This is a genomic window from Streptomyces sp. RerS4, assembly GCF_023515955.1.
Classification (GTDB): Bacteria; Actinomycetota; Actinomycetes; order Streptomycetales; family Streptomycetaceae; genus Streptomyces.
Window position 1 is genome coordinate 5,633,761 of the sequence record NZ_CP097322.1, and the last position, 13,935, is coordinate 5,647,695.

The 13,935-nt window shown below is 71.9% G+C and carries 10 protein-coding genes; 7 read left to right on the forward strand and 3 right to left on the reverse strand.

Annotated features, from left to right (window positions below; genetic code table 11):
- Nucleotides 1-158 precede the first annotated feature (158 nt).
- Both M4D82_RS26050 and M4D82_RS26055 read left to right on the forward strand, forming a co-directional pair.
- A complete protein-coding gene (locus M4D82_RS26050; RefSeq protein WP_249768356.1) occupies nucleotides 159-854 on the forward strand; it encodes an SDR family NAD(P)-dependent oxidoreductase in 696 nt (231 codons plus the stop codon).
- A 99-nt stretch (nucleotides 855-953) separates the two neighbouring features.
- Nucleotides 954-2,054, forward strand: coding sequence for a hypothetical protein (locus M4D82_RS26055; RefSeq protein ID WP_249768357.1), 1,101 nt, complete (start codon nucleotides 954-956; stop codon nucleotides 2,052-2,054).
- Here M4D82_RS26055 and M4D82_RS26060 read toward each other — a convergent pair.
- Nucleotides 2,011-2,508: an NUDIX domain-containing protein gene (locus M4D82_RS26060; protein ID WP_249768358.1), complete on the reverse strand. Its 498-nt coding sequence runs from the start codon at nucleotides 2,506-2,508 to the stop codon at nucleotides 2,011-2,013. The genes M4D82_RS26055 and M4D82_RS26060 overlap by 44 nt on opposite strands.
- A gap of 87 nt (nucleotides 2,509-2,595) precedes the next feature.
- Between M4D82_RS26060 and M4D82_RS26065 the strand changes: the two genes are divergently transcribed.
- Genes M4D82_RS26065 through M4D82_RS26075 form a run of 3 tightly spaced genes read left to right on the forward strand, consistent with a single transcriptional unit; the run spans nucleotide 2,596 to nucleotide 6,178 of the window.
- The gene (locus M4D82_RS26065; protein ID WP_249768359.1) at nucleotides 2,596-3,696 is read left to right on the forward strand and encodes a hypothetical protein; all 1,101 of its coding nucleotides are present in this window, start codon (nucleotides 2,596-2,598) and stop codon (nucleotides 3,694-3,696) included.
- Nucleotides 3,697-3,752: 56 nt separating this feature from the next.
- Nucleotides 3,753-5,492, forward strand: coding sequence for an asparagine synthase (glutamine-hydrolyzing) (gene asnB, locus M4D82_RS26070; protein WP_249768360.1), 1,740 nt, complete (start codon nucleotides 3,753-3,755; stop codon nucleotides 5,490-5,492).
- A gap of 56 nt (nucleotides 5,493-5,548) precedes the next feature.
- Entirely contained in the window at nucleotides 5,549-6,178 is a 630-nt protein-coding gene (locus M4D82_RS26075; protein ID WP_249768361.1) for a histidine phosphatase family protein, read from the forward strand.
- A 16-nt stretch (nucleotides 6,179-6,194) separates the two neighbouring features.
- Here the strand turns inward: M4D82_RS26075 and M4D82_RS26080 are convergent, their stop codons facing one another.
- On the reverse strand, nucleotides 6,195-7,724 hold the full coding sequence (locus M4D82_RS26080; RefSeq protein ID WP_249768362.1) for a helix-turn-helix domain-containing protein: 1,530 nt from the start codon (nucleotides 7,722-7,724) through the stop codon (nucleotides 6,195-6,197).
- Nucleotides 7,725-7,892: 168 nt separating this feature from the next.
- A complete protein-coding gene (locus M4D82_RS26085) occupies nucleotides 7,893-9,863 on the reverse strand; it encodes an amidohydrolase (RefSeq protein WP_249768363.1) in 1,971 nt (656 codons plus the stop codon).
- A 104-nt stretch (nucleotides 9,864-9,967) separates the two neighbouring features.
- On the opposite strand from M4D82_RS26085, the gene M4D82_RS26090 reads away from it, so the two are divergent.
- Together M4D82_RS26090 and acnA are read left to right on the forward strand one after the other, a co-directional pair.
- Nucleotides 9,968-10,960 (forward strand): LacI family DNA-binding transcriptional regulator, encoded by a 993-nt coding sequence (locus M4D82_RS26090; RefSeq protein ID WP_249768364.1) that lies wholly within the window; start codon nucleotides 9,968-9,970, stop codon nucleotides 10,958-10,960.
- 233 nt (nucleotides 10,961-11,193) lie between these two features.
- Nucleotides 11,194-13,911 carry an aconitate hydratase AcnA gene (gene acnA, locus M4D82_RS26095; RefSeq protein WP_283844509.1) on the forward strand — a complete coding sequence of 906 codons (2,718 nt, stop codon included), beginning with the start codon at nucleotides 11,194-11,196 and terminating at the stop codon, nucleotides 13,909-13,911.
- Nucleotides 13,912-13,935 lie beyond the last annotated feature (24 nt).

Sequence of the window (13,935 nt, forward strand, 5' to 3'; positions counted from 1 at the left end):
GTACCCCGGCGACCGGGGTGCACCAGCCTATCGGCGAGGGCCGCCCGGCCGGGTCGTGTGCTGTGGATCAGGCCCGGATCAGGCCGGATCGGGCCGGATCGGGCCGGATCAGGCTGGATCGGGCCGGGTCGGGCAGCGGCGACCGCTACCCTCGCCGCATGCCGAGCGCACTCGTCTCCGGTGTTTCCCGGGGCCTCGGGGCCCACCTCTGCCGCGCCCTCAAGGCCGCCGGTCACCGCGTGTTGGGCGTCGGCCTGGCCGCGGCGCCGCGCCACGACGACGTGGACGACTACCGCATGGTCGACCTGCGCGAGCCGCTCCCCGACGACCTGTTCGCCGGCGAGGACGTCGACGTCCTCGTCAACAACGCGGGCGTCTACCTGGACGACCCCCGGGGCGGATACGGCGACCTCTTCGCGCTCACCGTCGACGACCTCCGGGAGACCTTCGAGGTCAACGTGTTCGGCGCCGCGCGGCTGGTCCTGCGGTACGCGCCCCGGATGCTCGCGCGGGGCGCGGGCCGGATCGTCTGCGTCTCGTCGGGCATGGGACGGCTCCAGGACGCCGACGGGGCCTCCTTCGCCTACCGTTCGTCCAAGCTGGCGGCCAACTCCCTGACCCTGTCGGTCGCCCGCCACTTCGCCGCGGGCGCCGGGGACCTGGCGGCCTTCTCCTACTGCCCCGGGTGGATCCGTACCGACATGGGGACCCCGTACGCCCCCGACGAGCCGGGCCCCGCGGCCGACGACCTCGTACGCCTGCTGAGCCTGCCCGCCGCGCGGTCCAACGGCCGGTTCTTCCGGGGGCTCGACGAACTGGGCTGGGACACGCGCGGGCCGTTCGTCTCCGAGTGAATCCCACGGCCGTTCCGCTCTGCGGAATCGCCCTGGGCAGGCCCCGCCGTCCTTGTCATGATCGACCCAACAGACCCGGACACGGGGGCGATAGACGGCATGACATCCATCCAGACCGGCCACCGCTACACCGTCCGTTCACGCTTCACCACGACCGGCCTGACGTGCTCCCCACAGGTGGCGGAGTACGTCGACCGGCTCGCCCGGCCCTACCTGACCCTCACACCCGGCCCGTGCGACTCCGGGGCCTGGCAGGTCGTCGCGGACGCGGAACCCGCCGCGGGCGCGGTGCCGGAAGCGGTCACCGCGCAGGGCGAGGTGACCGTCCACTACGCGGTCGACCACCCCCGGACGACCCTCTGGCACCTCTCCCCCCGGGGCGAGGCGTGGACCGCCCAGTCGCTCCTGCGGGCCACCCGCGCCATCCACCGCTCGGCGGCGAGCCGGCAGGGCATGCTCTTCCTGCACGCCGGACTCGTGCGACTGGACGGCCTCGGCATCGCGCTCGTCGGCGGCAGCCGGGCCGGCAAGACCTCGTTCATCATGGCGAGCGTGCTGCGCGGCGCGGGCGTCATGGTCTGCAACGACGACGTGAGCCTCTCGGCGCCACCGGACGGGAACGGGGTGCTGGGCGCCGGCTGGCCCCGGTCGATCTCCGTCCGACTGGACACCCTGGACCTGCTGTTCGGGCGGGAGGGAGCGCGGACCCTGCTGTCCTCCCTGACCCACCCCGCGAACCGGACGCTCGCGAGCCTGCGGGAGTCGGGCGTCGAGGAGCACGGCACGGCCCTCATCTACCCCTGGGAGTACGCCGACCTGCTGGGCACCGACATCGGGCGCTCGGCCGGGGTCGACGCGATCGTCCACCTGAGCCTCGCCGACGCCCCGGCGGAGCGCGGCGTGGCCCCCGTACCGCCGTCCGAACGGGCCGCCCTGCTGGAGCGACACGTACTGGGCCTGCCCAACAAGCACCTCAACATCTTCGGCCACGAAGGCGACGCGACCGACCTGCGGCGCACGCGCGACGCCCTGACGGCGCTGCCGACGTTCCGCTTCCGCTACGTGTTCTCGGATGTGACGCGGGAGGTCGAACACCTCGCCGGCCACCTCCGGGAGCATCTCCGCGACCGTCTCGCCGGCCACGTCCGCGACCGCATCACAGACCGAGCCGCACCGGCCGCTCCGGTGTCCCGTCGGTGAGCAGGGCGGCGAGCGGGGTGCCCAGGTCGCGGGGGGAGAAGAGGTCCGGGCCGCGGTGGTCCTGGATCTCCGCGACCCGCCACCAGCGCGTGCCCCGCATGTTCTCGGCGGCGAGTTGTTCGTCGGTCAGGTCCCCGCGCGGAGCGAAGGACGGGGTGTGCACGAGGTAGTAGTCGTTCACGACGCCGTCGTACCCCGCGCTGATGTGGGGATCGACGATCTCCTGGTGCCACACGTGCGGCGGATCGTCGGCGAGGTCGAGCCCCACCTCCTCGCGCAACTCCCGGCGCAGGGCGTCGAGCGGGCCCTCCCCGGCGGCGAGGCCACCGCCGGGCGCCGCCCAGAGGACGAACGGCCCGCTCTCCCGCCGCAGGTCGAACCGGCACAGCAGGACGCGGTCCTGCTCGTCCAGCACGAGCGCGCGCACCGAGTGCCGAAGCTTCAGCGAAGTCACCACGACAGCGTAGACCCGTACGCGGATCCGTACCCGTACCCGTACCCGTACCCGTACCCGTACCCCGACTGAGAGGGGCAGGCAGCCGTGCTCTTCTTCCGTACGCACATCGCCGCGATCACCGGCATGGACGACTTCGACGAGGAGGCGGTCCTCGACAAGATCCACCTGGTCGAGGGCGACATCCTGATGCTGTCGGGCTCGCTCGTGGACGGCTCGGGCACCCCGTCCTCGGACTTCGACTTCTGCGTCATCGCCCGGTCGAAGGACGACCGCTTCCGCCGGGACACCTTCCCTCGTACAGAGCACATGCGGTACTACACGAGCGGCGACCGCGTGAAGGCCAGCTTCGACTACCTGCCCCACAGCCTCCTCGGGGTGGACGTCGAGTACTGGACCGCCGAGGAGGTCGCGGACATGCTCGCCGCGCACTCGCGGCTGTACGCGCACCTGCGCGGCCGCGCCCGCAAGTCCTCCGGATTCGCGGCCTCCGCCGTCGACTTCCGCGTCCTGTCACGGCTCACGTACGGCGTCCCGCTGACGAACGCCGTCGGGTTCGAGGAACTGACCCGCTCGGTACGCCCCGGCGAGATCGCGTACACGGCCTTCCGTACGGCCGTCGGCAGCTACCCCGACTTCCGCGACCTGGCCGGCATGTGGGCGCAGGGCGACCACGAATCGGCCCTCGTCGCGGCGCGCAAGCTGGGCGTCGACACCTTCCGCGGCCTCACGCACGCGCACGGCAACACCAACCGGAACCCGAAGTACCTGGCGCGCTTCCTGGCCCGGCTCCCGCTGCCCGAGGAGCTGACCCGCCGCTTCAACCGGTTGAACACCTACGGGCCGCCGGCAGGGGCCGAAGCGGGCGAGACGGTCCTGGAGTGGCTCGACCTCGTCGACCTGGCCTTCGCCGAGATCCGCGCGGCCCGTGACAAGGCCGAGGCGTTCGTCGGCCGCCGGGACTTCCTCGACCTGCTGAAGAACGAACTGCACCAGAGCATGCGGTGGAACGCAGAGATCTCGAACGAGTACTGCTTCCGCGCCCGCGAGGCCGAGGACGGCCTGCCGCCGCTGCGCGAACTGCTGACCGCCATGACCGCGCGCACCGCCGCCGCGCACCACCTGCCGCTCCAGGAGTGGGCGAAGGGACGCACGGCGCCCGTCGGCGAGAACAACAAGTCCGCCTGACGAACCCGAAGCAATCCGAAGGAACCCGAAGGAACCTGGGGGAGGGGGAGACGCCCGTGTGCCGGATCTACGGCTACTTCGGATTCGATCTCGACGCGCGCGCGATGCGCGCCGCGCGGGCCGCCCAACTGCCGGGCGGCCCGGACCGGCAGGAGTACGTCCGGGGCGAGGACTGGGGCCTGGGGTGCAATCGCCTCGCGATCCAGGACCCCGCGCACGGCAGCCAGCCGTTCGCCGCCGCGGACGGTTCGGCGTACGCGGTGTTCAACGGGGAGATCTACAACTTCCGTGCCATCAGGGAGGAACTCGCCGCGCACGGCGTGCACGTCGAGGGCGACTCGGACGGCTCGGTGCTGCTGCCCTACTACGCCCTGCACGGCGACCGCTTCGTGGACCGCCTCGAAGGCATGTACGCCATCGCCCTGGTGGACCTGCGCCAGGGGCGGCGGTTGAAGCTGTGGAGCGATCCGCTGGCCGTCAAGAGCCTGTACTACGAGGCCACCGCGCGCGGCGTCACGTTCTCCTCCGAGCCGGGCGGCCTCACCGCCCTGCGGACGCGGGGCCCGCGCCTGGACCCGTACGCCGTCGACCACTACATGAACTGGCAGTGCCTGCCCCCGGGTGCGTCCCTGCACGCCGGGGTCGCCTCGCTGCGTCCCGGCGAGCAGCTGGTCCACGACGGCCGGAGCGTCGTCGTCCGGCCGCCTCGGCCCGTTCCCGCGCCGGCGCCGGACGAGAGCCGCACCCCGGAGCGCCTCGGCACGCTGCTGAGCGACGAAGTGGCGCGGATGTCCCTCCAGTCGGCGCCCGTGGCCGTCCAGCTCTCCGGCGGACTGGACTCCGCCGTCCTCGCCACCCTGCTGGCCGGGCGGCGCCGCGACGTGACCGGCTTCCACGTCACCCACGAGGGCGGCCATCCCTCGAACGAGGAGGGTTACGCGCGCGAGGCCGCCGCCCACGCCGGCATCCCGCTCGATGTCGTCGAGATCCGCGAGGCGGAACTGCCCGAGCTGATACCGCCCATGGTGGCGGCGCTCGGCACCCCGAACGCCACGCCGCACGCGCTCAGCGCGTACGTCCTGTTCAAGGCGATCGCGGAGCGGTCCTTCCGCGTCTGCTTCGTCGGTGACGGGGCCGACGAGCAGTTCGGCGGCTACCGCCGCTACAGCACGGCGCTGGCCGCCGACGCGGACACCTGGCGGGAGCAGTACCTCGACCGACTGTCGCTGGTCCCGTACGCGCGCTACCGGCGGCTGTACACGCCCGAGTACCGCGCGTTCCTCGACGCGGGTACCAGCAGCCGGCGGCGCGCGCTGGAGCTGCTGGGCCTACCCGCCCCCTCGCGCCTGGAGCAGCTGCTGACCTTCGACCGGCTGCACAAGCTGCCCGGCCTCAACCTGCGCAAGCTCGACCACCTGTCCATGGCGCACGCGGTCGAGGGCCGCGTCCCCTACTGCCAGCCGGCCGTCACGGACTTCGCGCGGCGCACCCCGGACGCCCTGAAGGTCTCCGGAAGCCGCCGCAAACCGATCCTGTGGGACGCCGGCCGCGCCCTGATCCCGGAAGCGGTGCGGACCCGGACGAAACAGCCCTTCACCTTTCCGGTGGACGCGTTCCTGGCCCCGGGCACCAAGCTCTGGGAGTTCGTCACCGACGTCCTGGGCGCGTCCCGCCTGCGCAGTACGGGCTTCATCGCCGAAGCGGCGGTACGGGAGGTCCTCGCGGAGCACGCGCTGCGCCGCGACCAGGCCCGGCTGCTGTGGGGGCTGATGGTCCTGGAACTGTCCCTTCCCTGAGGTACCGTCCCGAGGTCGGGCCGGAACTCCGAGAGAGCCGAGAGAGAGGCGCGCCGGTGCGCAGCATCCACGTCGTCACCCATCCGGAAGCGAGTCACCACGTCGAGGGCCTGGTCGGCGGCTGGCACGACTCGGCGCTCACGCCCGAGGGCCTGCGGGAGGCGGCCGCCATCGCCCGCGCCCTGCGGAGCGAGATCCCCGAGGGCGCCGACGTGGAGCTGATCTCCTCGGACCTGAAGCGGACCCGCCGCACCGCCGAGGAGATCGGCGCCCTGTTCGGCGTGGAGCCCGTCCTGGACCGCCGGCTACGGGAGAAGTCGTACGGGGAAGCCGAGGGCCGGCCCCAGGAATGGCTGGACCGCCGCTTCGTGCCCCCGCCGGCCACCGGCGACCGGATGGGACACGACGAGGGCATCGAGGGCGCCGAGACGCGAGGCGCCTTCGCGGAACGCGTCTACGCGGCCATGGACGAGATCCTCCGGCGCCCCTACGAGTACCAGATCATCGTCGCCCACGGCTTCACGCTGACGTTCATCGTGGCGGCCTGGATCGGCATGCCGCTCGCCTCCCTCGGCCACGTCAACCTCCGCGCCCCCTCGGGCAGCATCACCCACCTGCGCGAGGACGACTTCTTCCACAACCGCCAACTGGCCCGCCTCGGCGACACCCGCCACCTGGACGTCTGAGCCGCCCTCCCTTCCGTCAGATGTCGCGGAAGATCTCGATCTGGGCGCCTACCGAGTTGAGGCGTTCGGCGAGTTCCTCGTAGCCGCGGTTGATGACGTAGACGTTGCGCAGGACCGAGGTGCCTTCGGCCGCCATCATCGCGAGGAGGACGACCACCGCCGGGCGCAGGGCGGGCGGGCACATCATCTCGGCCGCGCGCCAGCGGGTGGGGCCCTCGACCAGGACGCGGTGGGGGTCCAGGAGTTGGAGGCGGCCGCCGAGGCGGTTGAGGTCGGTCAGGTAGATGGCCCGGTTGTCGTACACCCAGTCGTGGATCAGCGTCTGGCCCTGGGCGACCGCCGCGATGGCGGCGAAGAAGGGGACGTTGTCGATGTTCAGCCCGGGGAAGGGCATGGGGTGGATCTTGTCGATCGGGGCTTCGAGCTTGGAGGGGCGGACCGTCAGGTCGACCAGGCGGGTACGGCCGTTGTCGGCGACGTACTCGGCGGAGCGGTCGTGGTCGAGGCCCATCTCCTCCAGGACCGCGAGCTCGATCTCCATGAACTCGATCGGCACCCGGCGGATCGTCAGCTCCGACTCGGTGACCACGGCGGCGGCCAGCAGGCTCATCGCCTCGACCGGGTCCTCGGAGGGGGAGTAGTCGACGTCGACGTCGATCACGGGCACGCCGTGGACGGTGAGGGTGGTGGTGCCGATGCCCTCGACCTCGACGCCCAGCGCCTCCAGGAAGAAGCACAGGTCCTGGACCATGTAGTTGGAGGACGCGTTGCGGATGACGGTGACGCCGTCGTGGCGGGCCGCGGCCAGCAGGGCGTTCTCCGTGACGGTGTCCCCGCGCTCGGTCAGCACGATCGGACGGCCGGGGGAGACCCCGGCCGCCACCTTCGCGTGGTAGATGCCCTCGGTCGCGGTGATGTCCAGGCCGAAGCGGCGCAGGGCGATCATGTGCGGCTCGATGGTGCGGGTGCCGAGGTCGCAGCCGCCCGCGTACGGCAGCCGGAACTGGTCCATGCGGTGCAGCAGGGGGCCCAGGAACATGATGATGCTGCGGGTGCGGCGGGCCGCGTCCGCGTCGATGGCGTCCATGTCGAGGCGGGCCGGCGGGACGATCTCCAGGTCCACGCCGTCGTTGATCCAGCGGGTGCGGACGCCGATGGAGTTCAGCACCTCCAGGAGGCGGTAGACCTCCTCGATGCGCGCCACCCGACGCAGGACCGTGCGGCCCTTGTTGAGCAGCGAGGCGCACAGCAGCGCCACGCACGCGTTCTTGCTCGTCTTGACGTCGATGGCGCCCGACAGGCGCCGGCCGCCGACGACGCGCAGGTGCATCGGTCCGGCGTATCCCAGGGAGACGATTTCGCTGTCGAGCGCTTCACCGATTCGGGCGATCATCTCAAGGCTGATGTTCTGGTTTCCGCGCTCGATGCGGTTCACGGCGCTCTGGCTCGTGCCGAGCGCATCCGCGAGTTGACTCTGGGTCCAGCCCCGGTGCTGACGGGCGTCACGGATGAGCTTGCCGATGCGTTCGAGGTAATCGTCTGCCATGGGTGCACCGTATCTCAGATATGAGATGACCCCTGCGTCGGGTGTGGCAGACGGGTGTTATCCGTCGTCAGATACGTTCGACCTCCCCTGTTCGGGCAATTGCGGGTGTCTGCCCGGTTTGGCCATATGGGTCCAGGTCCAGGTCCAGGTCCCGGTCCCCGGTCCCCCTCAGTGGCCGCAGGCGTGGTGGCGGCCGCCGCCGTGCACCGCCGTGTAGGAGGCCGGGCGCGGGCGGGACGTCGCACGGGCCGCCCGTTCCGCCGCGGCCCGGCCGGCCGCCGAGTCCGCGTCGTGCGCCACCCGGCCGCCGATCAGGGTCATCCGTACGCCGGTCCCGCTGATGTCGGCCACCGGACAGCGGGTCACATCCCGGTCCAGCACCAGCAGGTCCGCCGCCTTGCCCGGCTCCACCGTCCCCGTCAGCTCCTCCTGCCGGAGCTGCCACGCCGTACCCGCCGTGTGCATCCGCAGCGCCGAGCCGCGGCTCAGCCCCTCCAGCTCCCGGTACAGCTCGCCCCTGCCGTACGCGCCCTGCCGGTCGACCGCGGTCCGCAGCTGGTTCCACACCTGGAGCGCGTCCACCGGCCAGTCCGAGCCGCCCGTCAGCCGCGCCCCCGCCCGCTCCAGGCTGCGCGCCGGGTACATCCACCGGTGGCGCTCCGGCCCGATGTACGGAAGCAGCGCCTCCACCGTCCAGGTGTCCTCCGCGGCCCACTGGAGCTGCATGCAGGCCGCGACGCCCAGCTGCGCGAAGCGCCGCAGGTCCGCCGGGTCCACAAGCTGCAGGTGTGCCACCGCGTTGCGCGCGTCCCGCTGTCCGGTGACCCGGCGGGCATAGGCGTATCCGTCCAAAGCCGTCCGTACCGCCCGGTCTCCCAGGCCGTGGGCGTGCAGCTGCCAGCCGGCCCGGTTGAACGCCACCGCCAGTCGGCCGTAGTCGGCCGCCGAGGTGTACAGCTCGCCCCGGTTGGCGGTCGGCTCGCCGTTCCCGTCCAGGTAGGGCGTCAGCAGCGCGGCGGTCTGGGCCGGGTACTCGATGACCCCGTCCAGGAACACCTTGACCATCCCGAACCGCAGGCCCCGTACGCCCTCGAACTCCTTGCGCAGCCCCCGCGCGTAGGCCAGCGCGGCCGCCGGGTCCTTGGTCTGCTCCGCGTCCAGCCGGATCGCCGGCACGATCCGCTGAGGCAGCTTCCCCGCCGCCGCCAGGGCCTGGTAGAGCTCCAGCTCGTGCCGTCCCACCAGGGCGTCCATCATCGTCGTGACGCCGGAGGCGGCCGCCAGCTCCAGCACCTCGGCGCAGGCCGCGAGCAGTTCGGCCCGGGAGGGCTCCGGGATGTGCCGCTTCACCAGGTCCTGGGCGTCGTCCTTCAGGACGCCCGTCGGCTGCCCGTCCGGGCCCTTCACGATCCGGCCGCCGACCGGGTCGGGCGTGGCGGCCGTGATCCCGGCGATGTCCAAGGCCCGCCGGTTCACCCAGAGGTTGTGCCCGTCGCCGCCGACCAGCGCGACGGGTCTGCGGGTGGCGAGGGCGTCCAGCAGGGAGTGGTGCGGCGTGGTCCCGGTCGGCAGCAGCCCGACCGGGTTCCAGTCCTCCACCACGAGCCACCCGTCCGGCTCCGCGCCCGCGCCCCCGGTGTCGGCGAGGAAGCCGGTCAGCAGCTCCCGCAGCTCGGGCAGGGTGGTCTCCGCGCCGTCCAGGGAGGGGCGCAGGGAGCGGTCGCCGGCGCCCAGGGGGTGGACGTGTCCGTCGTGGATGCCGCTCATCACGGTGTTCCCGCGCGCGTCGACGACCTCGGTGTCCCGCCCGACGTGCCGGCGCAGCGCCGCGTCGCTCCCGGTGGCCAGGATCGTCCCGTCCCGGCCGACGGCGACGGCCGCGACCGGCGCGCCGCCGCCGGTGGCCCCGGTGAACACCCGGGCGTTGCGGATCACCAGGGCGGCCGAGCCGCGCCCGCCGGAGGACGCGGACCCGGACGGGGACCCGGACGCGGAACCGGACGCGGCCGCCGGGCCCACGCCCAGCAGACCGGCCGCCCCCGCCGCGCAGGCGGCCGCCAGCAGCCCCCGGCGCGACAGCGCGGAAGGCCGGGAGGAAGCGGAGGAGGGGGCGGAAGGCAGGGGGGAAGAAGGGGTCATGGCCACTCCAAACGTCGGTGTGGCCAGGACACTGTGTGATTAACCCCTTAACCAGAACCCGCCGCCGCCGACGAAATCCGCACCCCCGTCCGTACGATGACCCCGTGCACGGGCCCGGACCGACCATCGCCGACATCGCGCGCGCCGCGGAGGTCTCCACCGCGACCGTCTCGCACGCGCTGGGCGGCACCGGCCGCGTCGGCGAGTCCACGCGCCGCCGGGTCCGCGAGGTGGCGGCCGCCCTCGGCTACAGCGCCCGCCGCGGCCCCCGCACCCGCACGCTCGGCCTCGCCGTCACCACGTACGGGGGCTCCGCCTGGAACTTCGTCGAGGTCGCCTACTTCTCGCGGCTGCTGACCGCCGCCGTCGCGGCCGCCCACGCCCGGGGCTACGCCCTCACCGTGCTGCCCGCCGACCGGGGCGCCGAGCCGCTCTGGCACACCCTCGCCGTCGACGGGATGCTGCTGCTCGACAGTCCCGCAGGCGACCCGGTGTTGCGGGCCCTGCGGGCGCGCGGCCTGCCGGTGGTCTTCGACGGCCGTCCCCCGGACCTCCGCCCCGGGGACGTGTGGGTGGACAACGACCACGAGGCCACCACCCGCGAGGTCCTCGACCACCTCGCCGCCTCCGGGGCCCGCCGGATCGCGCTGCATTCGGCGTACGGCCGTGAGCACTACACCGAGGCCGTCACCTCGGCCTACACCCGCTGGTGCGCCGCGCGCGGGGCGGCGGCGCTGGTGGTCCCCTTCGACCCCGAGGACACGGCGGGGCACGCGTTCGACGCCGCGTTCGCCGGGCCCGACCGGCGAGACCGGCCCGACGCCGTGTACTGCGTGTACGACCCGGGCGGCCGGCAGGTGCTGGCCGCCGCGGCCCGGCACCGGCTGCGGATCCCGCGGGAGCTGCGGCTCGTCTGCGCGAGCGAGGACCCCGCGTACGCGACGGGCGACCCGGCCGTCAGCACCGTGACGCTGCGGCCGGAAGTGATCGGGGAACGTGCCGTCGCCGCGCTGACCGCGCTGCTGGAGACGCACGGCGAACCGCCGAGCCGGCTGATCGTCCCGGCCGCGCTGACCGTGCGTACGTCCTCGCGGTAGGGCCGTCCCCGATGGTTCGCGGGGGCTCACCTGTGATGTCGCCCATGCCGCGCATGACCACGGCGCGGGGATGCACTAGAGTTATCTCGACATCGAGATATCTGCCGAAGGCGTACCGCAGCCGCCCCCGCTGGTAAGGGTGACCTAACTTAGCCTTACCTTAGCGGATTGGCCAGAGGGCGTGGCGGCAGGATTGCGGTTATACGCGCGAATCATGCATGAAGGAGACTGTCGTGTCGGCGAACAGCTTCGACGCCCGCAGCACGCTGCAGGTGGGCGACGAGTCGTACGAGATCTTCCGGCTGGACAAGGTCGAGGGCGCCGCGCGCCTTCCCTACAGCCTGAAGGTCCTGCTGGAGAACCTGCTCCGCACCGAGGACGGCGCGAACATCACCGCCGACCACATCCGGGCGCTCGGCAACTGGGACTCGCAGGCCCAGCCCAGCCAGGAGATCCAGTTCACGCCGGCCCGCGTGATCATGCAGGACTTCACCGGCGTCCCCTGCGTCGTCGACCTCGCCACGATGCGTGAGGCCGTGAAGGAGCTCGGCGGCGACCCGTCGAAGATCAACCCGCTGGCGCCGGCCGAGCTGGTCATCGACCACTCCGTCATCGCCGACAAGTTCGGCACCAACGACGCGTTCGCCCAGAACGTGGAGCTGGAGTACGGCCGCAACAAGGAGCGCTACCAGTTCCTGCGCTGGGGCCAGACCGCCTTCGACGAGTTCAAGGTCGTCCCCCCGGGCACCGGCATCGTCCACCAGGTCAACATCGAGCACCTGGCCCGCACGGTCATGGTCCGTAACGGTGTGGCCTACCCCGACACCCTCGTCGGCACCGACTCGCACACCACGATGGTCAACGGCCTCGGCGTGCTCGGTTGGGGCGTCGGCGGCATCGAGGCCGAGGCCGCGATGCTCGGCCAGCCGGTCTCCATGCTGATCCCGCGCGTCGTCGGCTTCAAGCTGACCGGCGAGCTGCCCACCGGCACCACCGCCACCGACCTGGTGCTGACCATCACCGAGATGCTGCGCAAGCACGGCGTCGTCGGCAAGTTCGTCGAGTTCTACGGTGAGGGCGTCGCCGCCACCTCCCTCGCGAACCGCGCCACCATCGGCAACATGTCGCCGGAGTTCGGCTCCACCGCCGCGATCTTCCCGATCGACGAGGAGACGCTGAAGTACCTGCGCCTGACGGGCCGTGACGCCCAGCAGGTCGCCCTGGTCGAGGCGTACGCCAAGCAGCAGGGCCTGTGGCTGGACCCGGCCGCCGAGCCGGACTTCTCCGAGAAGCTGGAGCTCGACCTCTCCACGGTCGTCCCCTCCATCGCCGGCCCGAAGCGTCCGCAGGACCGCATCGTCCTCGCCAACGCCGCCGAGCAGTTCGCGCAGGACGTGCGCAACTACGTCGACGACGTGGACGAGGCGGGCAAGGAGTCCTTCCCGGCCTCCGACGCCCCGGCGAACCACCCGAACGGCGCCCCGTCGAAGCCCACCCAGGTCACCCTGGCCGACGGCACCTCGTTCGAGATCGACCACGGCGCCGTCACCGTCGCCGCGATCACCTCCTGCACCAACACCTCGAACCCCTACGTCATGGTCGCCGCGGCGCTCGTGGCCAAGAAGGCGGTCGAGAAGGGCCTGACCCGCAAGCCCTGGGTCAAGACCACCCTGGCCCCGGGCTCGAAGGTCGTCACCGACTACTTCGACAAGGCCGGCCTGACCCCGTACCTCGACAAGATGGGCTTCAACCTCGTCGGGTACGGCTGCACCACCTGCATCGGCAACTCCGGTCCGCTGGACGAGGAGATCTCGAAGGCGATCAACGAGCACGACCTCGCGGTCACCTCGGTCCTCTCGGGCAACCGCAACTTCGAGGGTCGCATCAACCCCGACGTCAAGATGAACTACCTGGCCTCCCCGCCGCTGGTCGTCGCGTACGCCATCGCGGGCTCCATGAAGGTGGACATCACCACCGAGGCCATCGGCATCGACACCGAGGGCAACCCGGTCTTCCTCAAGGACATCTGGCCCTCCGAGGCCGAGGTCAACGACGTCGTGGCGAACGCCATCGGCGAGGACATGTTCAACAAGTCCTACCAGGACGTCTTCGCGGGCGACGCCCAGTGGCAGGCGCTGTCGATCCCGACCGGCAACACCTTCGAGTGGGACCCGCAGTCCACCTACGTCCGCAAGCCCCCCTACTTCGAGGGCATGACGATGGAGACCACCCCGGTCTCCGACATCGCCGGCGCCCGCGTGCTGGCGAAGCTGGGCGACTCGGTCACCACCGACCACATCTCCCCGGCCGGTGCGATCAAGGCCGACACCCCGGCCGGCAAGTACCTCACCGAGCACGGCGTCGAGCGCCGCGACTTCAACTCGTACGGTTCCCGCCGCGGCAACCACGAGGTCATGATCCGCGGTACGTTCGCCAACATCCGCCTGCGCAACCAGATCGCGCCGGGCACCGAGGGCGGCTTCACCCGCGACTTCACCGTCGAGGGCGCGCCGGTCTCCTTCATCTACGACGCCTCCCAGAACTACCAGGCCGCCGGCATCCCGCTGGTCATCCTGGCGGGCAAGGAGTACGGCTCCGGCTCCTCCCGCGACTGGGCCGCCAAGGGAACCGCGCTGCTCGGCGTCAAGGCCGTCATCGCCGAGTCCTACGAGCGCATCCACCGCTCGAACCTGATCGGCATGGGCGTCCTGCCCCTGCAGTTCCCCGAGGGCGCCACCGCGGCCTCCCTGGGCCTCACCGGCGAGGAGACCTTCTCCTTCACCGGTGTGGAGGAGCTGAACAACGGCACCACCCCGCGCACGGTCAAGGTCACCACCGACACGGGCGTGGAGTTCGACGCGGTCGTCCGCATCGACACGCCGGGTGAGGCCGACTACTACCGCAACGGCGGCATCATGCAGTACGTGCTCCGCAACCTCATCCGAGGCTAAGGGCGCGCCAGGCGGAGCGATCCG